The sequence below is a fragment of the Brachybacterium halotolerans subsp. kimchii genome (assembly GCF_020792675.1).
Classification (GTDB): Bacteria; Actinomycetota; Actinomycetes; order Actinomycetales; family Dermabacteraceae; genus Brachybacterium; species Brachybacterium halotolerans.
Genome location: NZ_CP086254.1, coordinates 1,066,601 through 1,090,501, shown reverse-complemented (window position 1 = coordinate 1,090,501; position 23,901 = coordinate 1,066,601). Strand labels below are relative to the sequence as shown.

At 71.6% G+C, this 23,901-nt stretch carries 18 protein-coding genes; 15 read left to right on the top strand and 3 right to left on the bottom strand.

Features of this window, described 5'->3' with window-relative positions; genetic code table 11:
* Window positions 1-26: 26 nt before the first annotated feature.
* The 13 genes from murC to Bra3105_RS04820 all read left to right on the top strand — a co-directional run bounded on the left by murC (window position 27) and on the right by Bra3105_RS04820 (window position 16,033).
* Window positions 27-1,625 carry a UDP-N-acetylmuramate--L-alanine ligase gene (gene murC, locus Bra3105_RS04880; protein ID WP_228358833.1) on the top strand — a complete coding sequence of 533 codons (1,599 nt, stop codon included), beginning with the start codon at window positions 27-29 and terminating at the stop codon, window positions 1,623-1,625.
* Entirely contained in the window at window positions 1,625-2,719 is a 1,095-nt protein-coding gene (locus Bra3105_RS04875) for a cell division protein FtsQ/DivIB (RefSeq protein ID WP_228358832.1), read from the top strand. Before murC ends, Bra3105_RS04875 begins: the two co-directional genes overlap by 1 nt.
* A 286-nt stretch (window positions 2,720-3,005) precedes the next feature.
* Window positions 3,006-4,388: a cell division protein FtsZ gene (gene ftsZ / locus Bra3105_RS04870; protein ID WP_200501274.1), complete on the top strand. Its 1,383-nt coding sequence runs from the start codon at window positions 3,006-3,008 to the stop codon at window positions 4,386-4,388.
* Between the two features lie 13 nt (window positions 4,389-4,401).
* The gene (gene pgeF, locus Bra3105_RS04865; protein ID WP_228358831.1) at window positions 4,402-5,208 is read left to right on the top strand and encodes a peptidoglycan editing factor PgeF; all 807 of its coding nucleotides are present in this window, start codon (window positions 4,402-4,404) and stop codon (window positions 5,206-5,208) included.
* Window positions 5,209-5,378: 170 nt separating this feature from the next.
* Window positions 5,379-5,867 (top strand): cell division protein SepF, encoded by a 489-nt coding sequence (locus Bra3105_RS04860; protein WP_200501115.1) that lies wholly within the window; start codon window positions 5,379-5,381, stop codon window positions 5,865-5,867.
* Window positions 5,868-5,874: 7 nt separating this feature from the next.
* Complete coding sequence (locus Bra3105_RS04855) at window positions 5,875-6,165, top strand: YggT family protein (protein ID WP_200501114.1); 291 nt, start codon at window positions 5,875-5,877, stop codon at window positions 6,163-6,165.
* Window positions 6,166-6,337: 172 nt separating this feature from the next.
* Window positions 6,338-7,054, top strand: a complete 717-nt coding sequence (locus Bra3105_RS04850; RefSeq protein WP_228358830.1) for a DivIVA domain-containing protein — start codon at window positions 6,338-6,340, stop codon at window positions 7,052-7,054.
* Window positions 7,051-7,782 (top strand): signal peptidase II, encoded by a 732-nt coding sequence (gene lspA, locus Bra3105_RS04845; protein WP_228358829.1) that lies wholly within the window; start codon window positions 7,051-7,053, stop codon window positions 7,780-7,782. Before Bra3105_RS04850 ends, lspA begins: the two co-directional genes overlap by 4 nt.
* Window positions 7,779-8,708: an RluA family pseudouridine synthase gene (locus Bra3105_RS04840; protein ID WP_228358828.1), complete on the top strand. Its 930-nt coding sequence runs from the start codon at window positions 7,779-7,781 to the stop codon at window positions 8,706-8,708. Before lspA ends, Bra3105_RS04840 begins: the two co-directional genes overlap by 4 nt.
* A 118-nt stretch (window positions 8,709-8,826) precedes the next feature.
* Entirely contained in the window at window positions 8,827-9,600 is a 774-nt protein-coding gene (locus tag Bra3105_RS04835; RefSeq protein WP_228358827.1) for a hypothetical protein, read from the top strand.
* A gap of 480 nt (window positions 9,601-10,080) precedes the next feature.
* The gene (gene dnaE / locus Bra3105_RS04830; RefSeq protein WP_228358826.1) at window positions 10,081-13,644 is read left to right on the top strand and encodes a DNA polymerase III subunit alpha; all 3,564 of its coding nucleotides are present in this window, start codon (window positions 10,081-10,083) and stop codon (window positions 13,642-13,644) included.
* Window positions 13,644-14,801, top strand: coding sequence for an endonuclease/exonuclease/phosphatase family protein (locus Bra3105_RS04825; protein ID WP_228358825.1), 1,158 nt, complete (start codon window positions 13,644-13,646; stop codon window positions 14,799-14,801). Before dnaE ends, Bra3105_RS04825 begins: the two co-directional genes overlap by 1 nt.
* A 29-nt stretch (window positions 14,802-14,830) precedes the next feature.
* A complete protein-coding gene (locus tag Bra3105_RS04820; protein WP_228358824.1) occupies window positions 14,831-16,033 on the top strand; it encodes an acyl-CoA dehydrogenase family protein in 1,203 nt (400 codons plus the stop codon).
* A gap of 100 nt (window positions 16,034-16,133) precedes the next feature.
* Here Bra3105_RS04820 and Bra3105_RS04815 read toward each other — a convergent pair whose 3' ends face one another.
* Entirely contained in the window at window positions 16,134-16,670 is a 537-nt protein-coding gene (locus Bra3105_RS04815) for a GNAT family N-acetyltransferase (RefSeq protein WP_228358823.1), read from the bottom strand.
* Window positions 16,671-16,848: 178 nt separating this feature from the next.
* Between Bra3105_RS04815 and Bra3105_RS04810 the strand changes: the two genes are divergently transcribed.
* A complete protein-coding gene (locus Bra3105_RS04810; protein WP_228358822.1) occupies window positions 16,849-18,210 on the top strand; it encodes an MFS transporter in 1,362 nt (453 codons plus the stop codon).
* Window positions 18,211-18,374: 164 nt separating this feature from the next.
* On the opposite strand, the gene Bra3105_RS04805 is transcribed toward Bra3105_RS04810, so the two are convergent.
* Window positions 18,375-19,796: a nucleobase:cation symporter-2 family protein gene (locus Bra3105_RS04805; RefSeq protein ID WP_228358821.1), complete on the bottom strand. Its 1,422-nt coding sequence runs from the start codon at window positions 19,794-19,796 to the stop codon at window positions 18,375-18,377.
* A gap of 317 nt (window positions 19,797-20,113) precedes the next feature.
* Complete coding sequence (gene pgi, locus Bra3105_RS04800) at window positions 20,114-21,820, bottom strand: glucose-6-phosphate isomerase (RefSeq protein ID WP_228358820.1); 1,707 nt, start codon at window positions 21,818-21,820, stop codon at window positions 20,114-20,116.
* Between the two features lie 286 nt (window positions 21,821-22,106).
* On the opposite strand from pgi, the gene Bra3105_RS04795 reads away from it, so the two are divergent.
* The gene (locus Bra3105_RS04795) at window positions 22,107-23,750 is read left to right on the top strand and encodes a peptide ABC transporter substrate-binding protein (RefSeq protein WP_200501105.1); all 1,644 of its coding nucleotides are present in this window, start codon (window positions 22,107-22,109) and stop codon (window positions 23,748-23,750) included.
* The last annotated feature ends 151 nt before the right edge of the window (window positions 23,751-23,901 follow it).

Below are 23,901 nucleotides of genomic sequence, written 5' to 3'. Positions count from 1 at the left end.
CGAGGGGCGCCGGTTACCGTGGGCGCATGACCCCGCGCGCTGCCTCCGACGACCTTCCCGCCCTGCCCGACGGGGTGCGCACGATGCTCCGTCCCGGAGACGTGGTCACCGACTCCGCATGGCCCCAGGGCCCCGTGCGCTCGATCCACGTGGTGCGCATCGGCGGTGCGGGCATGTCCGCCGTCGCGAGGCTCGCCCTCGAAGCGGGGCTCGCCGTGAGCGGCTCGGACTCGCAGGACGGACAGTTCATCGGCCCGCTGCGCGCGGCGGGCGCCCGCATCGGGATCGGCTTCGACGCGGGCCTGCTGGCCGACGACGTCGATCTCGTCGTCGTCTCCACCGCCGTGCGCGCCGACAACGTCGAGGTGATCGCCGCCCGCGAGCGCGGCATCCCCGTCATTCATCGCGCCGCGGCCCTCGCCGGGCTGCTGCAGGATCGCCGACTGCTCGCGGTCGCGGGCACCCACGGCAAGACGTCGACGACCGCCATGGCCGTGCTCGCGCTGCGCGGCACGGACGCGGACCCGGCCTGGGCCCTCGGCGCCGCCGTCCCGGACCTGGGCCGCAATGCCGGGCTGCGCGAGGACGCGGACTCCGAGCGGCCGACCGATGAGGCCGGTCCGGACGCTGCGCTCGCGGTGATCGAGGCCGACGAGTCCGACGGCTCCTTCCTCGCCTTCGCCCCCTCCGCGCTCGTGGTCACCAACCTCGAGGCCGACCATCTGGACTTCCACGGCGACGAGGCGACCCTCGTGGCCGCCTTCGACGCCCTCGTCGACCGTGTCGTCCCGGGCGGCACGCTCGTGGTCTGCGCCGACGACGCGGGTGCCGCGGCGCTGGGGGAGCGGTCCGCCGGGCGCGGCGTCGACGTCCAGACCTACGGACGCGCCTCGGGCGCCGACTGGCGTCTGCTCGATGAGACGCCCGAGGCCACCGGCACCCACGCCCGGGTCGCAGGCCCTGTCGGCGAGATCGAGCTGGACCTGCACGTCACCGGGCACCACAACGTGCTGAACGCCATGGGCGCGCTGGCCGGGTCCCTCGCCCTGCTGGCCGCGGACGGACACGAGACCGCCGACGTCGCCGATCCCGCGGGCATCTCCGCCTCGACGCCGGACCCCGCGGCGATGGCGCGCGCCCTGGCGACGGGCGTCGGCCCGTTCGCCGGCGCCTCCCGCCGCTTCGACCTGCGCGGAGTGGTCCGGGGAGTGCCCGTGTTCGACGACTACGCCCACCACCCGCGCGAGGTCGAGGCGACGATCGCCGCCGCCCGGGGAATCGTCGGCTCCACCGGGCGCGTGCTCGTCGCCTTCCAGCCCCATCTCTACTCGCGCACCCGCGCGTTCGCGGAGGACTTCGCCCGCGCCCTCGGCCGGGCCGACGAGAGCTGGGTGATGCCCGTCTACGGCGCCCGGGAGGATCTCGACCCGGCCATCGACGCGCGCACCATCACCGATCGTGCCGAGCCGGGCGCCGTGCTGCACGCGCTCACCGATCGCGCCGAGGTCGCACCCTCCCTCGCGGCCGCCGCCGAGGACGGCGACATCGTCCTCATGCTCGGAGCGGGGGACATCGTCGAGGCGACCCCGGGGGTGCTCGCAGCGCTCGGCGGTGAGCTGTCCTGATGGCGCGCCGTCCCACCCCTCCGCGGCCTCGCCCCGGAGTCCCGGAGGCCCGCCCGTCGGCCGACGAGCGCCCGGCGGCCCCTCGCCGTCAGGCACCCGCGCAGCGCGAGACCCCTGCGCAGCGCCAGACCTCGGCGCAGCGCGCGGCGCCCGCGCAGCGGCAGGCGCCCGCGTCCCGGAAGAGCGCCGCGCAGCGCCAGGGGACCGCGGCGCAGAAGCGCCCTGCGCAGCGTCCGGGCTCGGCGGAGCAGAAGAGCTCCGCGCAGCGCACCGCGGCCTCCGGGTCCGCGTCGACCCCGGCTGCGCAGGGACGCACGGGCGCCGACGCGTCGCACGAGGAGACGACGGGCCGGGGTCGCGTCGTCCAGGCCGCCGACCGCTTCGGCGGGATGCTGCGGGCGCGCCCCTGGCGGCGCCGCCGCCGCGCGATCATCCTCGGCACCGCCGGCACGGTCCTCGCCCTGATCGTCCTGCTGGTCGTCGCGATCACGATCCCCCCGCTGCGCGTGCACGAGGTGACGGTGAGCGGCGCCGGCTACGTGGACGCATCCGCGGTCACCGACGCCGCGGCTCCGCAGGAGGACCACAGCATGCTGCTCGTGCGTTCGGGCGCCGTGGAGAAGGAGGTCGAGAAGGTGCCCGGGGTGAAGACGGCACAGGTCTCCAAGAAGTGGCCGAGCACGCTCAGCGTCGAGGTCACCGAGCGCACGCCGCTGGCGACCCTCAAGGACTCCGACGGCTCCACGCACATCCTCGATGCGGACGGCGTCGAGCTCCCCGAGGCCGCGGGCAAGGACAAGGAGCTCGTCCCGCTGACGATCGGCGGGAAGGGCGGCGACACCGACGCGATCTCCGGCTCCATGCTCTCCGTCCTCGCGGCCCTGCCGGACTCGATGCGCAGCACCGTCACCGGCATCACCGCGTCCTCCACGAACGACGTGACGCTCACGGTGAAGAGCGACTCCGGGACGAAGACCATCGTGTGGGGCAATGCGCAGGACAGCGAGCTGAAGGCGAAGGTCGCCACGACCCTGCTCACGCAGCCGGGCAGCGAGATCGACGTCACCAGCCCGGTCGCCCCCGTCACCCGCTGAGGCGGCGGGAGCGCCCGCCCGCGGAGGCGGGAGCTCCCCGGCCTTCACGCCGACGACCCTGCGAGCCCGTCCGCGGCGCACCGTCGGACGACGGACCCACACAGATCAACGCAACACGCCGCGACACGCGCAGGTCGGTCGTTGCGCCGATCAGACCTCGTCCATAGCGTCGAGACAAGGGATGAGAGCGGAGAAGTCCCAACCTCAACTCGAGGTCGAGGGTCAGGGTTCGTGGATCTCGCCCCTCTCTCATCAGCACGAGTACGACAAGAGCAAGGACCTGAACGTGGCCGGATCCCAGAACTATCTCGCTGTCATCAAGGTCGTCGGCATCGGCGGCGGCGGTGTCAACGCCGTCAACCGCATGATCGAGTCCGGCCTCAAGGGCGTCGAGTTCATCGCGATCAACACCGACGCCCAGGCGCTGCTCATGTCGGATGCCGACGTGAAGCTCGACGTGGGCAAGGAGATCACCCGCGGCCTCGGCGCCGGCGCCGATCCCGAGGTGGGCCGCAAGGCCGCCGAGGACCACGGCGAGGAGATCGAGGAGGTCCTGCGCGGGGCCGACATGGTCTTCGTGACCGCCGGCGAGGGCGGCGGCACCGGCACGGGCGGCGCGCCCGTCGTCGCCAAGATCGCCCGCAGCCTGGGCGCTCTGACCATCGGCGTGGTCACCCGCCCCTTCACCTTCGAGGGCCGTCGCCGCTCGAGCCAGGCCGAGTCCGGCATCGAGGCGCTGCAGTCCGAGGTCGACACCCTCATCGTCATCCCCAACGACCGCCTGCTCTCGATCGCCGACAAGCAGGTCTCGATGCTCGACGCGTTCAAGAGCGCGGACCAGGTCCTGCTCTCCGGCGTCCAGGGCATCACCGACCTGATCACCACCCCGGGCCTGATCAACCTCGACTTCGCCGACGTGAAGTCCGTCATGCAGGGAGCCGGCAGCGCCCTGATGGGCATCGGCTCCTCCCGCGGGGACGATCGCGCGCTGCAGGCCGCCGAGCTCGCGGTCTCCAGCCCCCTGCTGGAGGCCTCGATCGACGGCGCCTACGGAGTGCTGCTCTCGATCCAGGGCGGAAGCGACCTGGGTCTGTACGAGGTCTCGGAGGCCGCCCGCCTGGTGCAGGAGGCCGCGCACCCGGACGCGAACATCATCTTCGGCTCCGTCATCGACGACGCCCTGGGCGACGAGGTCCGCGTGACCGTCATCGCCGCCGGCTTCGAGGGCGGCGGGCCCACCCCGCGCACCGACTCCTCGAGCGCCGTGCGCTCGGGCGGATCGGACCGCGGGGATCGCGGCCTGGCCGCGGGCGGATCGGACCGCGCCTCCCGACAGGAGGGCGCCGCCCGCGCCTTCGGTGCGAGCCGTCCCTCGCCGTCGGCCCCGGCCCGCCCCGAGCCGCGCCCGGTGCGCTCGGCCGACTCCGCGTCGACCGCGACCAGCGGCGGCTGGGGCGCTCCCCAGCAGAGCTTCACGCCGTCGCAGCAGGCGCCGGCCGCCGAGCCCGCCGCGGCCGATCCGGCCGACGTCGAGGAGGAGGCGCCCCAGCAGGCGCAGCCCGTCCAGCCGGCGCCCGTCCAGCCGCAGTCCTCCCCGGTGCGCCCGCCGCGCGTCGAGGAGCCCCCGGCCGACGACGACGACCTGGACCTGCCCTCGTTCCTCAAGTGAGCGATCGGCAGCAGTGAACGACCAGCGGCCGACGGCCGTCACCGGTGCTCGGGCCCCGCGGCTTCGCGGGGCCCGAGCCCTGTTCACGACCCGTCTCGGCGGGGTGTCCGAGCCTCCCTTCGACGGTCTGAACCTCGCCCACCACGTGGGCGATGCCCCGGAGGCCGTGACGCGGAACCGCGAGCTGATCGCCGCGCGCATCGGCGCGCCCCTCGTCTTCGTCGAGCAGGTCCACTCCGACCGCGTGCACGTGCTGCGGGCCTCGGAAGCGGCCGCGGGAGAAGCGGCAGCCGCGGGAGATGCGGCGGATGCGTCGGAGGCGGGGGAGCGGCGGGTGGTGACCGCGGACGCGCTGGTCACCGACCGAGGGGACGTGGCCCTGGCGATCATGGTGGCCGACTGCCTCCCGGTGCTGCTCAGCGACGCCGAGGCGGGCGTCGTGGCGGCGGCGCACGCGGGCCGCGCCGGTCTTCTCGGCGGAGTGCTCGAGCGCACGCTCGAAGAGATGCGGGCGCTCGGCGCCCGCCCCGAGCACATGCAGGCGGCCATCGGACCCGGCATCTGCGGGTCCTGCTACGAGGTGCCCGAGGAGATGCGCGCCCGGGCCTCCGCGGATCTTCCCGCCGTCCGGGCGACCACGCGTCAGGGCACCCCCGCCCTCGACCTGCGCGCCGGAGCGCGCGCGATCCTCGAGGGAGCGGGGCTGGAGCCGTCGGCCGTCGACGACGACCACCCGTGCACCCTCGAGACCGACGCCCTGTTCTCCTACCGCCGTGCGCAGCGCACGGGCCGGTTCGCCGGAGTCATCCGGCGCGACTGATCCGCCGCGACCGCAGGTGATGCGACACGCCGGGCGACGACACGCCGTCCACGTCCGTCGGAGCGTCCCGACCCTCCGGTAGGTTCTTGACCGGGACTCCCGCGCACTCCCCGTGCTTCCCCGGAGTCCCACCAACCGCAGCGGACGAACGAATGCACAGGGAGAGCACCATGGGAGCCTGGCACAACGCGATGGTCGCTCTCGGCCTCGCCAACGAGGTCGACGAGGACTACTACGAGGACGAGCAGCCGCGCCGCGACGAGGTGGCGCCCGTGCGCCGCACCGAGCGCGCGCCGGAGCCGGCCCACGAGCGGGAGGCGCAGGTGACCCCGATCCGTCAGCGCCAGAGCAGCGTGGTGGCCGTCAGCCACCCGTCGGAGGACACGATGCAGCGCATCACCACCATTCACCCGCGCTCGTACAACGACGCCAAGGCGATCGGCGAGTCCTTCCGGGACGGCGTGCCGGTGATCGTGAACCTGAGCGACATGCAGGACGGCGACGCCAAGCGCATGGTCGATTTCTGCGCCGGTCTGGTCTTCGGGCTGCGCGGCAGCATCGAGCGCATCACCGGGAAGGTGTTCCTGCTCTCCCCGGAGTTCGTCGAGGTGGACGGCGAGTCCACCACGGACGAGGGCAGCTTCTACAACCAGAGCTGAGCGCGCAGTGCAGCTGATCGCCTCGATCCTCTACCTCGCGCTGCTGCTGTACACGCTGGTCCTGCTGGCACGTCTCGTGCTCGACTGGATCCGCTCGTACGCGCGCGACTTCCGGCCCCGCGGCATCGTGTTGCTGCTGTTCGAGATCGTCTTCACGCTCACGGATCCTCCTGTGCGCGCTCTGCGCCGGGTGATCCCGCCCCTGCGGCTGGGAAGCTTCTCCCTCGACCTCAGCCTGCTCATCCTGCTGCTGGTGTGCTCCCTGCTGATGCGCGTGCTCTGGGGCATCGCGATCTGAGGCCCGCGCCGACGCCCGCGCACCGACGGGCCGAGAGGCTCGACCCGAGGACGTGGCGCCTGCCACGGCGGCGGGGTTCACGACCTGGCCGTGGCACCGCGCGCGATCCGCTACGCTGTGCAGTGCGACGCTGAGCGGCGCGTTGACCACACGACGTACGAGAAGGTGACCCATGGCTCTGATGCCCGAGGACCTGGAGAACAAGCGGTTCACCCCGGTTCGGTTCTCCGAAGGCTACGACATGGACGAGGTCGACAATTACCTCGACCTCGAGGTGCTTCCGCGCCTGCAGGAGCTCATCGACGAGAACGCCCGGCTGACCAAGGAGCTCGAGGAGGCGCACAACCGCGTCGCCGAGCTCGAGAGCTCCGCGCAGGACGGCTCCGCCGCCTCGGCCGCCGCTCCGGCCGAGCCGGCCGAGGACGCGACCTCCGAGACCGCAGCGGTCAGCGAGAGCACCGCGGCCCCCGAGGCCGCGACCGCCGAGACCGGCGCCACGGAGGCGGACACCGCCGCCCTCGCCGATGCGCAGTCCACGCAGGACGCCGCGGCCGCCGTCGCCGAGACGCCCGACCAGTCGGCCGCCGGCATCATCGCCCTCGCCAACCGCCTGCACGACGAGCACGTGCGCAACGGCGAGGCCGAGCGCGACCGCCTCATCTCCGAGGCGAACGACGAGCACCAGCGGATCGTCGGCGAGGCCGAGGAGAAGTCGCGCACCACGCTCGACGACCTCGAGACCAAGAAGGCCGATCTCGAGAAGAAGATCGAGAAGCTGCGCACCTTCGAGCGCGACTACCGCAACCGTCTGCGCAACTACCTGGAGAACCAGCTCAGCGAGCTCGAGACGAGCGAGACCCAGGACAAGCACGCGAACTTCGGCCTGTGAGCCGCAGATCCACCGAGTCGGCGGCCGCCGGACCTGACGGGTCCGGCGGCCGCCGCCGTTCGACGGTCTCCGGCGAGGTCGGGGGCAGCGGGCTGCGGGGCATCACCCGCACGACGACCCTGATCGTCGTCGTGGTGGTCGCCGCGGTCATCCTGATCCTCGACCAGGTCACCAAGCACTGGGCGGAGGCGCACCTCGCACCGCTCACCCCGCAGCCGCTGCTCGGCGAGATCCTGCAGCTGAACCTGCTGTACAACTCGGGCGCGGCCTGGGGGATGGGCTCGGGCATCACTCCCGTGGTGACGATCGTCCAGATCGTGATCGCCGTCGCCGTGGTGGTGTTCGCCCTGCGCTCGGTGCGCTCGCGCCCCTACGCGATCGCCCTCGGCCTCGTGCTCGGCGGAGCGCTCGGGAACATCCACGATCGGCTGCTGCGGGCCCCCGGCCCCTTCACCGGCTGGGTCGTCGACTTCCTGCAGCTGCCGCACTGGCCGATCTTCAACGTCGCCGACATGGGCGTGACCGGCGGCGCCCTGCTCGTCGTGCTGCTGGGACTGATCGGCCGCCCCGCGAACCCGTCGGCCGCCGAGAACGCGACCGGGTCCGACGGCCCGGCCGCACCCGCCGGCCCGGCCACCCCCGCCGGCCCGGCCACCCCCGCCGGCCCGGACGCGACCGCCGATCCGACCGCCCCCGCCGACCCGACCTCCCAGGAGCCGCCGCGATGAGCGAGGAGCGCACCGTCCCCGTCCCCGACGGTCTCGCGGGCGAGCGCGTGGACGTCGGCATCGCCCGTCTGTTCGGACTCTCGCGCACACGCGCCGCGGACCTCGTGATGGCCGGCGAGGTCGAGGTGGACGGCGCGATGCCCGCGCGCTCGACCCGCCTGGAGCCCGGCGCGATGCTCACCGTGCGCATCCCGCAGGAGGCGCCGCCTCTCGAGGTGCGTCCGAGCATCGTCGAGGGCATGGGGCTGGTGCACCAGGACGACGACATCGTGGTGATCGACAAGCCCGTGGGCGTGGCCGCCCACCCCAGCGCGGGCTGGAGCGGGCCGACGGTCCTCGGGCACCTCGCCGGCGCGGGCGTCAGCATCGTGACCTCGGGCGACCCCGAGCGGCGCGGGATCGTCTCCCGCCTGGACGTGGGCACGAGCGGCCTCATGGTCGTCGCCCGCACCGAGCGCGCCTACACCGTGCTCAAGGATGCCTTCCGCGCCCGCGAGGTCTCCAAGACCTACCACGCGCTGTGCCAGGGGCGGCCCATGCCGCCGCAGGGCACGATCGACTCGCCCATCGGACGCTCGCCGAACCATCACTACAAGTTCGCCGTGCTGCGCGACGGGAAGCCCTCGGTCACGCACTACGACGTGATGGAGGAGCTGCCCGGCGCGGCGCTGTGCGAGGTGCGCCTCGAGACCGGGCGCACCCACCAGATCCGCGTGCACTTCTCCGCCATGCGCCACCCACTGGTCGGGGACCCCCTGTACGGCTCGGACCCGACGCTCGCGGCGCGCATCGGCCTCGAGCGGCAATGGCTGCACGCCATGGAGCTCTCCTTCGTGCACCCCGTGACCCGGGAGCAGGTCACCTTCACCTCGCGCTATCCCGCCGATCTCCAGCACGCGCTGGACGTTCTGCGCGAGAGCGCCTGAGCCTCTCGCGAGTGTCGTCGATGCGCGTCGCGTCCGCAGTCAGGGCGCCTGTGAGCACCGACTCCGCCGGAGCGGACCGATGCCGGGTGCGGGTCACCGAGGCCTGTACGGTCGAGGCATGAGCGAGGAGCGACCCGACCCCGACGCGGGCACATCCCTGATCCCTCCCCATGAGCGTGCGCTCGCGAGGCCCGGCTTCCCCGTCGGCCGCGTGGCCCGGCTGCTCGGGCTGGATCCTGCCGATGCCGAAGTGATCCTCCACGACGAGGAGCGCATGCACCAGGCCATCACCGAGGCCGGCCGCGCCTTCCTCGAGGCCGACGACGACCGGCGCGCGGGCCGCATGCCGCGCTCGGCGATCGCCATGGACCCCGAGTTCCCCACGGGCACGGGCATGGCGCTGCTCGGCGCGGCCGCGCTCTGGGAGCAGCGCGAGGACGTGCCCAGGATCGCCCTGCGCGTGGCCAAGGACCTCTACGAGAACCGCGAGGACGATCTGGCCGCGAGCTTCCTGGGCCTCGTCCAGGAGTCCGTGGATCCCGGCGGCGACGAGGCCTCCGCCTGGGCCGCCCAGTCCCTGCTGATGCAGGTCATGCAGCGCTCGGGCGATCCCGCGAAGGCCGACGAGATCGCCCGCGACCTCGCCGCGCACTCCATCCCCCTGGACCTCTGGCGCGACGACGATCCCACCCTGCCCGACGACTCGATGGCCTGGCACGGCGGCGCCTTCGTGGGCGGCATCCCTCCCCGCCGCGACGAGCGCCACCTCAGCTACGAGGACGTCCACGACTACCTCGACCAGCTGCTCACCGGCATGCGCCGAGAGCAGGAGGCCGAGGAGGACGGGTCGGCTGGAGAAGACGGGAGCGCGGGGAGGCCGTCCGACGGGTGAGCCCGGCGGGTGGGTCGACGGGGACACCCGACCCCGGTGCCTGGGCCCACGGTTCCGCTCGGCGAGGGGACCGTCGGACGCATTCGAGTCGTCGCGCACCGGCGCCGGTGCGACCTCTCTGGCATATATGGCAGAGGTGTCCGGTATATGCCGGTCGGTGACAGCGGGACCGGTGGCCCGCGGCCCGCACCGCTGGCCGTTGTCGGTGTCCGGTGACCCGTGGCCTGTGACCGGTGGCCGGTGACCCTTGACCGGTGACCAGGGGTCGGAGACAGGGCACAGGACACAGGGGACAGGCAGGGCCCCGGAGCGTCGACCGCCCCTCGGAGCGTCGACCGCGCCGCCCCGGACGCCCGCCGCGAACGCCCGGAACCCCGCCCGCATTCCCGACGCGCCCGACGCGCCGGGGTGACCTCCCCGACCCTTCCGAGGCCCGCCGGGACGGCCCGTCCGTCGGCCCTCACCAGTACGCTGGAGCGCATGGCCGACGACTTCGTTCACCTCCACGTCCATACCGACTACTCGTTGCTGGACGGGGCCGCGAAGGTCGACAAACTCATCGACGAGGTGGTCCGCCAGGACCAGAAGGCCATCGCGATCACCGACCACGGATACGTGTTCGGCGCCTACGAGTTCTACAAGACCGCGACGGCCGCCGGCGTGAAGCCGATCATCGGCGTCGAGGCCTACGTGACCCCGGGGACCAGCCGTCACGACCGCACCCGTGTGCAGTGGGGCACGAAGGCCCAGCAGGAGGCCGGGGACGACGTCTCCGCCCGCGGCGCCTACACGCACCTCACCCTGCTCTCGCGCTCGACCGAGGGCATGCACAACCTGTTCCGCCTGGCCTCGGAGGCCTCGCTCGACGGGCAGATGGGCAAGTGGCCGCGCATGGACCGCGAGATCCTGCAGAAGTACTCGGGGGGTCTGATCGCCTCCACCGGCTGCCCCTCGGGCGAGGTGCAGACCCGCCTCCGCCTGGGCCAGTGGGACGAGGCCGTGAAGGCCGCCGGCGAGTTCCAGGACATGTTCGGCAAGGAGAACTACTTCGTCGAGCTCATGGACCACGGCCTCGATCTCGAGAAGCGCGTGACCAAGGAGCTCATCGAGCTCTCGAAGCACATCGGCGCGCCGCTGCTGGCGACCAACGACCTCCACTACGTCACGGAGGAGGACGCGAAGATCCAGGACGCCCTGCTGTGCATCAACTCGGGCTCCACCTTCGACACTCCCGGGCGCTTCAAGTTCGGCGGCTCCGGCTACTACCTGAAGTCCGCCCGCGAGATGCGCGAGCTGTTCCGCGAGCTGCCCGAGGCCTGCGACAACACCCTGAAGATCGCCGAGATGTGCGAGGTCTCCTTCACGACGACCGCCGAGGGCGCGAACTTCATGCCCGTCTTCCCCTGCCCGCCCGGCGAGGACGAGCACTCGTGGTTCATCAAGGAGGTCCAGCGGGGGCTCGAGTACCGCTTCCCGCAGGGCATCCCGGACGATGTGAAGAAGCAGGCCGAGTACGAGACCGGGATCATCACCCAGATGGGCTTCCCGGGCTACTTCCTCGTCGTCTCCGACTTCATCAAGTGGGCCAAGGAGAACCGGATCCGCGTGGGGCCGGGCCGCGGCTCGGGCGCCGGCTCGATGGTCGCCTACGCCATGCGCATCACCGACCTGAACCCCCTCGAGCACGGCCTGCTGTTCGAGCGCTTCCTGAACCCCGACCGCGTCTCCATGCCCGACTTCGACGTCGACTTCGATGATCGCCGCCGCGGCGAGGTCATCGAGTACGTGACCCGCAAGTACGGCGACGACAAGGTCTCCCAGCTGGTGACCTTCGGCGTCATGAAGACGAAGAACTCCCTCAAGGACGCCTCGCGCGTGCTGGGTTACCCGTACGCGATGGGCGACATGCTCTCCAAGGCGCTGCCGCCCTCGGTCATGGGCAAGGACATCCCGCTCTCGGGCATCCACGACCCCGAGCACAAGCGCTACGCCGAGGCGGGCGAGTTCCGCCGCGTGGTCGACGAGAACCCCGACGCGCAGCGCGTCCTCGAGATCGCCAAGGGCGTCGAGGGACTGGCCCGCGGCTGGGGCGTGCACGCCTGCGGGATCATCATGTCCAGCCACACCCTGACGGACATCATCCCGATCATGCGCCGTCCCTCGGACGGCCAGGTCATCACCCAGTTCGAGTACCCCGAGTGCGAGGCGCTCGGGCTGCTGAAGATGGACTTCCTGGGGCTGCGCAACCTCACGATCGTCTCCGACGCGCTCGACAACATCGGGAAGAACGGGAAGACCGCCCCGGACCTGGAGACGCTCGAGTTCGACGATCCCGCCCCGTACACCCTGCTCCAGCGCGGCGACACCGCGGGCGTGTTCCAGTTCGACTCCGCCGGCTACCGAGAGCTCTGCCGGCAGATGAAGCCCGACAAGTTCGGCGACATCTCCGCGCTCGGCGCGCTCTACCGCCCGGGCCCGATGGGCATGAACTCGCACACGAACTACGCCCTGCGCAAGAACGGGCTGCAGGACATCACCCCCATCCATCCCGAGCTCGAGGAGCCCCTGCAGGAGGTCCTCGCCGAGACCTACGGCCTGATCGTCTATCAGGAGCAGGTCATGCAGATCGCCCAGAAGGTCGCCGGGTACTCGCTCGGCGAGGCCGACATCCTGCGCCGCGCGATGGGCAAGAAGAAGAAGGCGGAGCTGGACAAGCAGTACGTCTCCTTCGAGGCAGGCATGAAGGAGCGCGGCTACTCCGCCGCCGCCATCAAGGCCCTCTGGGACACGCTGCTGCCCTTCGCGGACTACGCGTTCAACAAGTCGCACTCCGCCGCCTACGGCGTGGTCTCCTACTGGACGGCCTACCTCAAAGCGCACTTCCCGACCGAGTACATGGCGGCCCTGCTCACCTCCACCCAGGAGAACCGCGACCGCCTCGGCTTCTACCTCGGCGACTGCCGCCACCACGGCATCACCGTGCTGCCCCCGGACGTCAACGAGTCCGACATGTACTTCTCGGCCGTCGGCGACGACATCCGCTTCGGGCTCTCCGCGATCCGCAACGTGGGCGCGAACGTCGTCGAGGCGATCCTGCAGGCCCGCGAGGAGAAGGGCGCCTTCACGTCCTTCACCGACTTCCTGGACAAGGTCCCGCTCACCGTGTGCAACAAGCGCACCATCGAGTCCCTCATCAAGGGCGGCGCCTTCGACTCCCTGGGCGCCAACCGCCGCTCCCTCGTCCTCATCCACGAGGACGCCGTGGACTCCGTCGTCGGCGTCAAGCGCAAGGAGGCCCAGGGCCAGTACGACCTGTTCGGCTCCGACCTCTTCGGCGGCGGGGAGGACGGCGACGAGGCCTCCGGGTCCTCGGCGACCATCACGATCCCCGAGGTCCCCGAGTGGGACCGCAAGGAGAAGCTCGCCTTCGAGCGCAACATGCTGGGCCTGTACGTCTCGGACCACCCGCTGCACGGGCTCGAGCACATCATCGCCCAGAACTCGACGACCACGATCAGCTCCCTGGCGGACGACGGCGCGATCGAGGACGGCACGATGGTCACGATCGCCGGCCTCATCACGGGCCTGCAGCGCAAGACCACCAAGAAGGGCGACATGTGGGCGATCGCCACGGTCGAGGACCTCGAGGGTGCGATCGACTGCCTGCTGTTCCCGACCACCTACCAGACCGTCGCGACCGAGCTCGCCGAGGACCTCGTGGTCTCCATGAAGGGCCGCGTCGACACCTCCAAGGGCATGCCCGAGATGCGCGTCATGGAGATGACGATCCCCGACACCTCCAGCTCGATGGGGACCGACGGCCCCGTGATCATCACCGTGCCCGCGGCCCGCTTCACCCAGCGGATCGCCGAGGACCTGCGCGGCGTGCTCGAGGACAACCGCGGCATGAGCGAGGTGCGGCTGAAGCTCCAGGAGCCCGGACGCTCCACGCTCATGGAGCTCGACCGCAGGCTCGCGGTCTCGCCGTCGGCCGCGCTCTACGCCTCGCTCAAGGCTCTGCTGGGCCCCGGCTGCCTGCACTGATGAGCGCGCACGCGGGGCGGACCGGGCGTGGCGGACGGGGCGGACAGGCCGGACGAGCGGGGACGCTGCGCGCGGCGACGTTCAACATCCATCACGGCGCCTCGGCCGACGACCACCTCGACCTCGCCCGCACCGCGGCGGAGATCCGCGCACTGGACGCGGACGTCGTGGGCCTGCAGGAGGTCGACGTCGCCTTCGGCGACCGCTCCGCGGGCGAGGACCAGGCCCGGGCGCTCGCCGAGGTGCTCGGGATGGACGTGGCCTTCGCGCCGGCCATCGACCGCCCGGGGACGGACCCCGACGGGCCCCGGCGCCAGTACGGGGTCGCACTGCTGGCCCGAGGACGGATCCTCGAGTCCGAGACGCACCTGCTGCCCGCCGCTCCCGGCCTCGGGCCGCTGCGCGAACCGCGCGCCGTGCTGTGCGCGAGCGTGCGCACGGCGCGGGACGAGGCCGGCCCCGCGGACGCTTCGGCGGGGGACCGGTCCGATCCCGCGGACGCGCCGGCGAGCCCCGATCTCACCGTCCTCGTCACGCACCTGGACACGGAGCGCCCCGAGCATCGCCGCGCGCAGATCGGGCGGATCCTCGAGCTCGCGGCCCGGCGGGCACAGGACCTGCACGGATCGGGCGTCGACGCATCGGGCGTCGACGGCTCCGCCGCTCCTCCCGCACTGCTGCTCGGAGACATGAACGCCGATCAGAGCGCCCTCGAGATGCGGCTTCTCGCCGCCGCGGGCTGGCGCGACGCGGCCCTCGAGGCGAGTGGCCGGGCCCCGGTCGGCGGTGGCCGCAACATCCGTACCTCGGACGGCGAGGTCTCGGAGGTCCATGCCATCGGCGGCGCATCGGCGGCCGGGCGCGTGGGAAGGACCCTCACGGCGGCGCTGCGCTCGCCGGCGCTCGCCGTCGCGACCACCGCGGTGGTCTCGGCGGCCTCGAACGTGGTCGCGGCCGTGGTCTCGCGGCTCCCGGGCACGGGCCGGACCGTGAGCGCTGGGGTGCGCGGATCGTTCCCCGCCGTGTTCCCGGTGCGGAGGATCGACGGGATCTGGGTCCACGGGCCGCTCGTCGCGCGCGCCGTCGAGGTGCCACCGGGGAAGGCATCGGACCATCGGGCCGTCGTCGCGACCCTCGAGGACACGGGCCCGGCCTGAGCGGCCCGCGCCTGGCCTACGGTGGGGCCATGACCGTCGACGCCGCCGCCCTCCTGCCCGATCCGCTGCTGCGCAGCTTCCGCGAGCGCGCCGCGGTCCACGACCGCGAGAACACCTTCCCCCGCGATGACCTCGAGGATCTCCGGGAGCTCGGCTACCTGCGCCTGCTCGTGCCCCGCGAGCTCGGCGGGATCGGCGCGAGCCTGCTGGAGGCGAGCCGCATCCAGCGTCGCCTCGCGGGCGCCGCGCCCGCGACCGCCCTCGCCATGAACATGCACCTCGTGATCACCGGCGCCGCCCTGCACGCCCAGCGCCTGGGCGTCGAAGGGGCTGATCCGCTCCTCGAGCACGCGCTCGCGGGACGCCTCCTCGCCTTCGGCATCTCCGAACCCGGCAACGAGGCGATGCTCTTCGACTCCCAGACCGTCGCCCGCAGCGACGGCCAGGGCGGATACCTGCTCGAGGGCACCAAAATCTTCACCTCGCTCGCCCCCGTGTGGGACCGGCTGGTCGTGCACGGGAGGATCCCGGGGGACGACGTCGACCTCCCGCTCGTCCTCGGCTCGATCGAGCGCACCGACGCGGTCGAGACGCTCGAGGACTGGGACACCCACGGCATGCGCGCCACGCAGTCGCGCACCACCCGCCTGCACGGCGCCCGCCTCGCGCCCGAGGACGTCATCACCCGGACGCCCGTAGGACCCAACACCGACCCCTTCGTGGTCGGGATCTTCGGGTCCTTCGAGCTGCTCCTGGCGTCCGTGTACACGGGACTGGCCGAACGCGCCGTCGAGCTGGGCACGCAGATCGCGTCGCGGCGCCGCAGCGTCACACGCGGCATCGTCCTCGCCGACGACCCGGACGTGCGCCGTCGCCTCGCCGGCGCGGCGATCGCCCTGGACGGATCGGTGCTGCAGATCGAGAAGCTGGTCGCCGACCTCGACGCGCTGGGGACGGGCACGGACACGGGTGGGCCGGGGACCGTGGACCACGGGACGCGCTGGTTCCTGCAGCTCTCGGGCGTGAAGCACCGCGCGACCGAGGCCGCGATCGGCGCGGTCGACCAGGTGCTCCGCGCGAGCGGCGGCGCGCACTTCTCGCGTACCTCGGAGCTCGAGAGGCTCTCGCGGGACGTGCGCGCCGGCCTCTACCACCCCTCGGACGACGAGTCCGTGCACGGCTCCTACGCGCGGGCGCTCCTCGGAGAGATCGGCGCCGAGCGCGGGGAGTGAGCGGCCGGGCGTGAGAAGTGAGGGGCCGGGCGGACCGCCGGACCGGCGGCTCTCAGGTGCGTGGGCTCTCAGGCCCGTCGGCCCTCCGGGTCGACCGGCCTCAGGCGCGTCGGTAGCCGAGGACGACGGCGGGGGAGCCGGTGACCTCGTAGCGGAAGTTCGGCAGCAGCTCCACGTAGCCGCAGCGACGGTAGAGGGCCCGCGCCGGATTGTCGGGGCCCGTCGACAGCAGCGACGTGGTCTGGGGCATCGTCGCGTGCAGATGCTCGAGGAGCGCGCGGGCGAAGCCGCGTCCGCGCGCCCAGGGGGCGGTGGCGACCTCGACCACCTCGAAGGCGTCGCGCGTCCAGTCCGCGAGTCCTGCTGTTTCGAGCGCGCCCTGCACCTGCCGCGGCCACCAGGAGCTCGGGTGGTATGCGTGCCCGAACAACATGGAGTGCAGCTGCGAGGTCTGCTCGTCCTCCACCACGGCGATCCGCGTGCCAGGGACCAGCGAGAGCGAATGGCGGATCCGACCGCGCAGATGATCGAGAAGGGACGCGCTCGCGTCCCACGCGGCGCGGTACACCTCGAGGACCTCCTCGAGGCGGGCACGGGCCTCCTCGGGGGTCAGATCACGCGTGTTCGCAGAGGGCACAGCGACAGACTAGAGCGGCAGAGGACAGGCCGCAGGGCGGCTGTGGACGAAGGTGCGTGCGGTCGGTCACCGGTGCGTGGGCCGCGTCACCGGAACTCGGCGGCCGGTCACGGACACCAGGCTTCCATATTTCGGACACTATTCCGCATGCCGAGACTTGGGCGTAAATTCGCCGATCGTGACGCATTATCCCGCCCCGACGACGTCGGCCCCCTCCGAGCCGAATGCACCCGACGCAGCCCCCGCGAACACGCGCGGACGCGTGATCGTCGCCTCCATGGTCGGCACGACCATCGAGTTCTTCGACTTCTACGCGTACGCGACTGCGGCCTCGCTGGTCTTCCCCGCGCTCTTCTTCCCGAACGAGACGCCCACGACGCAGCTGCTGAGCTCCTTCGCCATCTTCGGCGTCGCGTTCTTCGCGCGCCCCATCGGCTCGATCATCTTCGGGCACTTCGGCGACCGCATCGGCCGCAAGCGCACGCTCGTGGCGAGCCTGCTGGTGATGGGCATCGCGACCTTCCTCATCGGCGTGCTGCCCACCGCTTCCGCCCCCGGCTTCACGATCCTCGCGCCCGCGATCCTCGTGCTCCTGCGCTTCTGCCAGGGTGTGGGCCTGGGCGGCGAATGGTCCGGTGCCGCGCTGCTCGCGACCGAGAACGCGCCCGCCGGCAAGCGGGCCCTCTACGGCACCTTCCCGCAGCTCGGCGCGCCGATCGGCTTCATCCTCTCGAACATCCTGTTCGTGATCCTCAGCCTCACCATGACCGACGCCCAGTTCGCCTCCTGGGGCTGGCGCCTGCCGTTCCTGTTCTCCGCGGCGCTCGTGATCGTGGGCCTGTGGGTGCGGCTGAAGCTCATGGAGACCCCCGCCTTCCAGAAGGTCCTCGACGAGCAGCGCGTGGCCTCGGTGCCGATCGCCCGCGTGTTCAAGACCGCCTGGAAGCCGCTGATCCTCGCGACCCTCGCCATGGTCGCGACCTACGTGCTCTTCTACATGATGACCGCGTTCCTCATGGTCGTCGGCACCACGCCGGCCGACGGGGCCGTGCCCGGGCTCGGCTATGCGCGCCCGACGTTCCTGACCATGCTCATCATCGGCGTCGTCTTCTTCGGCATCTTCACCGTGGTCTCCGGTCCGCTCGCCGACCGCATGGGGCGGCGCCGCATGCTGCTCATCGTCACCGCGCTCATCGGCATCTACGGTCTGCTCCTGCACCCCCTGGTGGGCGGCGGCACCGTGGGCGTCATGGCCGCGCTGATCATCGGCTTCACGCTCATGGGCCTCACCTTCGGCCCGATGGCGGCGTTCCTGCCCGAGATGTTCAAGGCCGACGTCCGCTACACCGGCAGCGCCGTCAGCTACAACATGGCCTCGGTGATCGGCGCGGCGCCCGCGCCCTACGCCCTGATCGCCCTGTGGACGGCCATGGGCGGCCAGCTCTGGCTGGTCGGCGGCTACCTCGCACTGGCGGCCGTGGTCACCCTGGTCGCGCTGTTCATCGGCTCGGAGACCAAGGACGTCGACTACCTCGCCTGAGCGGCGCGGCCGGTCCGTCGGCCGAGGACAGAAGACATGAGGCCGGCGAACCGAGGACGCACGTTCTCGGTTCGCCGGCCTCATGTCTTGTGCCCGGGCTCGGGCTCCGGGTGCCCGGCCCAGCGTGTGGCCGAGCACCCGGGCGGCCGGGCCTTCAGGGCCGTCTAGAGGTGGTCGTGGGGGCGGATGCCCCCGCGTCCCTTGAGCAGCAGGTTCAGCAGCACGGCGCTGAAGGCGGCGGCGCTCACGCCGGAGCCGAGGACCATCGCGGCGAGCGACGGCAGGGCGTCGTAGAGCGCAGGGACGGCGACCGGGAGCACGGCGAGGGACAGCGAGACCGCGACGATGAGGGTGTCGTGGCCCGCGTCGCGGTCGTCGCGGCGCGGTGCCTCACCGATGGTGCGGATGCCCGCGGCGGCGACCGAGCCGAACAGCACGAGGCCCGCGCCGCCCAGCACGGGCTGGGGGACGGCCGCGACCACGCGGCCCAGGAGCGGCACGAGCCCCAGCAGCACGAGGATGACGCCGCCCGCGGCCACGGTGAAGCGCGAGCGCACGCGGGTGACCGAGATCAGTCCGATGTTCTGCGCGAACGCGGTCGCCGGGAACGAGTTCACCAGCGGGGCCAGTGCGCTCGCAGCCATGTCGGCGCGCAGGCCGTCGGCCAGGCGCCGAGGGGGCAGGTCGGTGCCGACGACCTTGGTGACCGCGAACAGGTTCGCGGTGGTCTCCATGAGGGTCACGATGATGACCACGACCATCGGCACGATGGCCGCGAGATGGAACGTCGGCACGCCGAAGGCGAACGGGCGCGGCAGGGCGACGACGCTGCCGGTGAGGACCTCGGAGAAGTCCGCGGCCCCGACGATCGCGGCGATCACGGTGCCCACGGCGATGCCCAACAGGATCGCGACGCCCGAGAGCGCCCGGATCCGCGAGAACACGAGCACCGCGACGAGAGTGAGCGCTGCGAGGCCCAGGTGCAGGGCGCTGCCGTAGCCGGGAGCTCCCTCCGTGCCCATGATCCAGCCGGCCGCGACCGGCAACAGCGAGATGCCCATCGCGGCGATGATCGTGCCGGTCACGACCGGAGGGAACAGCGGCTGCAGGCGCGAGACCACCGGTGCGAGCAGGAAGCCGACGACACCGGCGACGATCACCGACCCGAACACCGAGGGGAGTCCGCCGTCGCCCGCGATGATGACGAGCATCGTCGAGACCGCGCCGAAGGTGGTGCCCTGCACGAGCGGCAGCTTCGCCCCGAAGAAGGGGATGCCCAGGGACTGCAGGAGCGTGGTCACGCCCGAGACGAACAGGGCGGAGGCGACGAGCACCCCGATCTGGTCTCCCGGCAGTCCCGCGGCGCCGCCGACGATCAGCGGGACGGCGACCACGCCGCCGTACATCGAGAGCACGTGCTGGGCGCCGTGGACGAGGCTGCGGGGGAGGGGCAGGCGCTCGTCCTCGGGGCGCGCGGTGCGGGGCGCGGCCGCGGAGGTCGACGGGTCCGCGAGCGCGGGGTCGGCCGCCGGACTCGACTGCACGGAGTCGGTCGACGGATGTCGCGGAGTGGGGGTCTCGGGCACGGAGGGGTCCTGACGCGGGGAGCTGGGGTCTCCGGACCGGTTGCGGCGCGCAGCGCGGCGACCGGCCGGAATGCGGAAGCGCCCACCGCGGCGACGGTGAGCGCTGGGATCAGGGTACTCGCGGCGGATCGCGCGGCCCACCGCGGGGTGTCCGATGAGACGCGGGGATCGGCGAGGGGCGCCGGGGCATGGCGCGCCGTGCCCCTCGAATCGACGAGAAGTACGAAACGGTTGCCAAGAGCGCTCTTGGCAACCGTTTCGTACTTCTCGCGGTGCTTCCGTCGGCCGGGCGCCGGGCGCCGACGCCGGGGCCGGGATCAGACGGTGCGGTGGTCCCGGTAGTAGCGGATCAGCTCGGCGGTCGAGGAGTCCTGGGCGTCGATGGCGGCCTCGTCGCCGGCGACGGCGGGGGCGAGGTCCTTGGCGAGCTGCTTGCCGAGCTCCACGCCCCACTGGTCGAAGGAGTTGATGCCCCACACGGAGCCCTCCACGAAGGTGACGTGCTCGTACAGCGCGATCAGCTGGCCCAGCACGCTCGGGGTGAGCGAGGGCGCCATGATCGAGGTCGACGGCCGGTCGCCGGAGAACATGCGGGCGGCCACGAGCGGTCCCTGGGTGCCCTCGGCGCGCACCTCCTCCTCGGTCTTGCCGAAGGCCAGGGCCTTGGTCTGCGCGAAGAAGTTCGCGAGGAACAGCTCGTGCACGTCCTGCTCGCCGTCCTTGAGCGGGCGCACGGGGTTCGCGAAGGCGATGAAGTCCGCGGGGATGATCCGGGTGCCCTGGTGGATCAGCTGGTAGAAGGCGTGCTGCCCGTTGGTGCCGGGCTCGCCCCAGAAGACCTCGCCGGTCTCGGTGACCACGGTGGAGCCGTCCCAGCGCACCGACTTGCCGTTGGACTCCATGGTCAGCTGCTGGAGGTAGGCGGGGAAGCGGTGCAGGTACTGGGAGTAGGGGAGGACCGCGTGGGTCTCCGCCTCCAGGAAGTTCACGTTCCAGATGTTCAGCAGGCCCATGAGCAGCGGCACGTTCTGCGCGGCGGGGGCGGTGCGGAAGTGCTCGTCCATCGCGTGGAAGCCGGCGAGCAGCTCCTCGAAGGCCTCGGGGCCCAGGACCGTGGCGAGCACGGTGCCGATCGCGGAGTCCACGGAGTAGCGGCCGCCCACCCAGTTCCAGAAGCCGAAGGCGTTGGCGGGGTCGATGCCGAAGGCCTCGACCTTGTCGAGCGCGGTCGAGACCGCGACGAAGTGCTTGGCCACGGCCTCCTTCTCCTGCTCGGCGGTGAGTCCGGCGTTCTCGCGCAGTCCCGCGAGCAGCCACTCGCGCACCAGGCGCGCGTTGGTGATCGTCTCGAGCGTCGTGAAGGTCTTCGAGGCGACGATCACCAGGGTCGTCTCGGGGTCGAGGTCCGCGGTCGTCTCGTACGCGTCGGTCGGGTCGATGTTGGAGATGAAGCGCGCCTGCAGGCCCTCCTGGGCGAGCGGCTTGAGCGCCTCGTAGACCATGACGGGGCCCAGGTCGGAGCCGCCGATGCCGATGTTCACGACGGTCTCGATCTTCTTGCCGGTCACGCCGGTCCACTCGCCCGAGCGGACCTTGCGGGCGAAGTCGTAGATGCGCGCGAGGGTCTCGTGCACGTCGTGGTCGACGTCCTGGCCGTCGACGACGAGCTCGGGGGAGGCGCCCTCAGGGCGGCGCAGCGCGGTGTGCAGCACGGCGCGGTCCTCGGTGGTGTTGATGTGCTCGCCGGCGAACATCGCGTCGCGGCGCGCGAGCACGCCGGTCTCCTCGGCGAGGTGCAGCAGCAGCTCCACGGTCTCGGGGGTCACGAGGTTCTTGGAGAGGTCCACGTGCAGGTCGGCGGCGTCGTGGGTGAGGCGCTCCGCGCGCTGCGGGTCCTCGTCGAACCACTCGCGCAGCGAGCCGTCGAGCGACTCGTCGTGCGCGAGGAGCTGCTCCCAGGCGTCCGTCGTCGTGGGGTCGACGGGCGCGTCCTGCGGGGTCTGCGTGTTCTGTGCGGAAGTCATGGCCCCATTGTCGCTCGCGAGGGGCCGCAGGTGCGAGGCGAGGGCGCCCGATGTGGGAACTCAGTCCTCTCAGCCTGCTCCCCGGCATCTCCCCGGCATCGACGGACGGACGGGGCAGTGACCGTATCGTGACCAATGGATGGACACTTCTTGCGCTATGCACCCCGTCACGTCGTGCACACTGGAGGATGCGCGCCACGATCCTCGCGGATCCCCAGAGCGCGACCCCGTACGGAGATCCGACCGCAGACGCGGCCGCGGCATCCCATGACACTAAGGAGTGTCCATGTCCATCTCGCGACGTTCGATGATCCTCGGCACCGGTGCCGCCGGCACCGCCGCCCTCGCCCTGTCCGCCTGCGGCGGCGGGAGCGACAGCGGCGACGGCGGCTCCGGCGGCGGCTCGGGCGATCCGGTCTACGCCAACGAGACCGAGCCCCAGAACCCGCTGATCCCGACCAACACCAATGAGGTGGGCGGCGGCCGCATCATCACCTCGGTCTTCGCGGGCCTCGTCTACTACAAGGCCGATGGCACGGTCGAGAACGACGTCGCCGACTCGATCGAGTCCGACGACAACCAGACCTGGACCATCAAGGTCAAGGACGGCCAGAAGTTCTCCGACGACTCGCCCGTGACCGCGAAGTCGTTCGTCGACGCCTGGAACTTTGGCGCGAACACCAAGAACGCCCAGCTGAGCCAGAGCTTCTTCGAGCCCATCGAGGGCTTCGACAAGGTCAGCGCCGACAAGGCCACCGGCAAGGAGACCCTCTCGGGCCTCAAGGTCGTCGACGACCTGACCTTCACCGTCAAGCTCGTCTCCGAGCAGTCCGACTTCCCCAACCGCCTGGGCTACAGCGCCTACTCGCCGCTGCCCGAGTCGTTCTACGACGACACCAAGGCCTTCGGCGAGAAGCCGGTCTCCAACGGCCCGTACATGGTCGACACCTGGGACCACGACCAGCAGATCGTGCTCGTCCCCAACGACAAGTACGACGGCCCCCGCAAGGCGAAGAACGCCGGCGTCACCTTCACGATCTACTCGTCGGACGACACCATGTACGGCGACCTGGAGTCCGGCGAGGTCGACGTCACCGACCTCATCCCGACCTCGGCCCTGTCGAGCTACCAGGACACCCTGGGCGACCGCGCGGTCAACGATCCCGGCGCCGTCTTCCAGTCCTTCACGATCGCCCAGAACGACCCGAACTTCTCGGGCGAGGCCGGCACGCTGCGCCGCAAGGCCATCTCCCGCGCGATCAACCGCAAGCAGATCTGCGACAAGCTCTTCTACGGCACCCGCACCCCCGCCACGGACTTCATCGCCCCGGTGATCCCCGGCGGCGGCCAGAAGGACATCCCGGGCGCCGAGGTGCTCGAGTTCGACGAGGCCGAGGCGAAGAAGCTCTGGGCCGAGGCGGAGAAGAAGCAGCCCTTCAAGGGCGAGTTCACCCTGGCCTACAACGCCGACGCCCCGCACAAGGACTGGGTCGACGCCGTGTGCAACTCGATCGCCAACACCCTGGGCATCACCGCCAAGGGCAAGCCGTTCCCGGCCTTCGGCGACTTCCGCGAGCAGATCACCAAGCGCGAGCTCAAGGGCGCGTTCCGCTCCGGCTGGCAGGCCGACTACCCCTCGGCCTACAACTTCCTGGGCCCCCTCTACTCCTCGGCCGCGGCCGACGGCAAGGGCTCGAACGACGGCGACTACAAGAACCCCGAGTTCGACGATCTGCTCAAGGAGGGCCTCTCGGCGGCCGACGAGGACGCCGCGATCGAGAAGTACAAGGCGGCCGAGGCGATCCTCATGGAGGACCTGCCGGCGATCCCGCTGTGGTACCAGAACACCTTCGGCGGCTTCTCCGAGAACGTCTCCGACGTGAAGTACGGCTGGGACACCGTCCCGCTGTACTACGCGATCACCAAGTGATCGACGGAGCTGCGCGCATCCGCTGATGCCGGGGCGGGAGGGGCACGGAGCCCTTCCCGCCCCGAGGTCCGTCCAGGACCACCGGCCCCCACGTCGGCCCGGCCGCGGCCATCAGCGGCCCCCGCGCGAGCGCTCCGGCCAACTTCCCCGG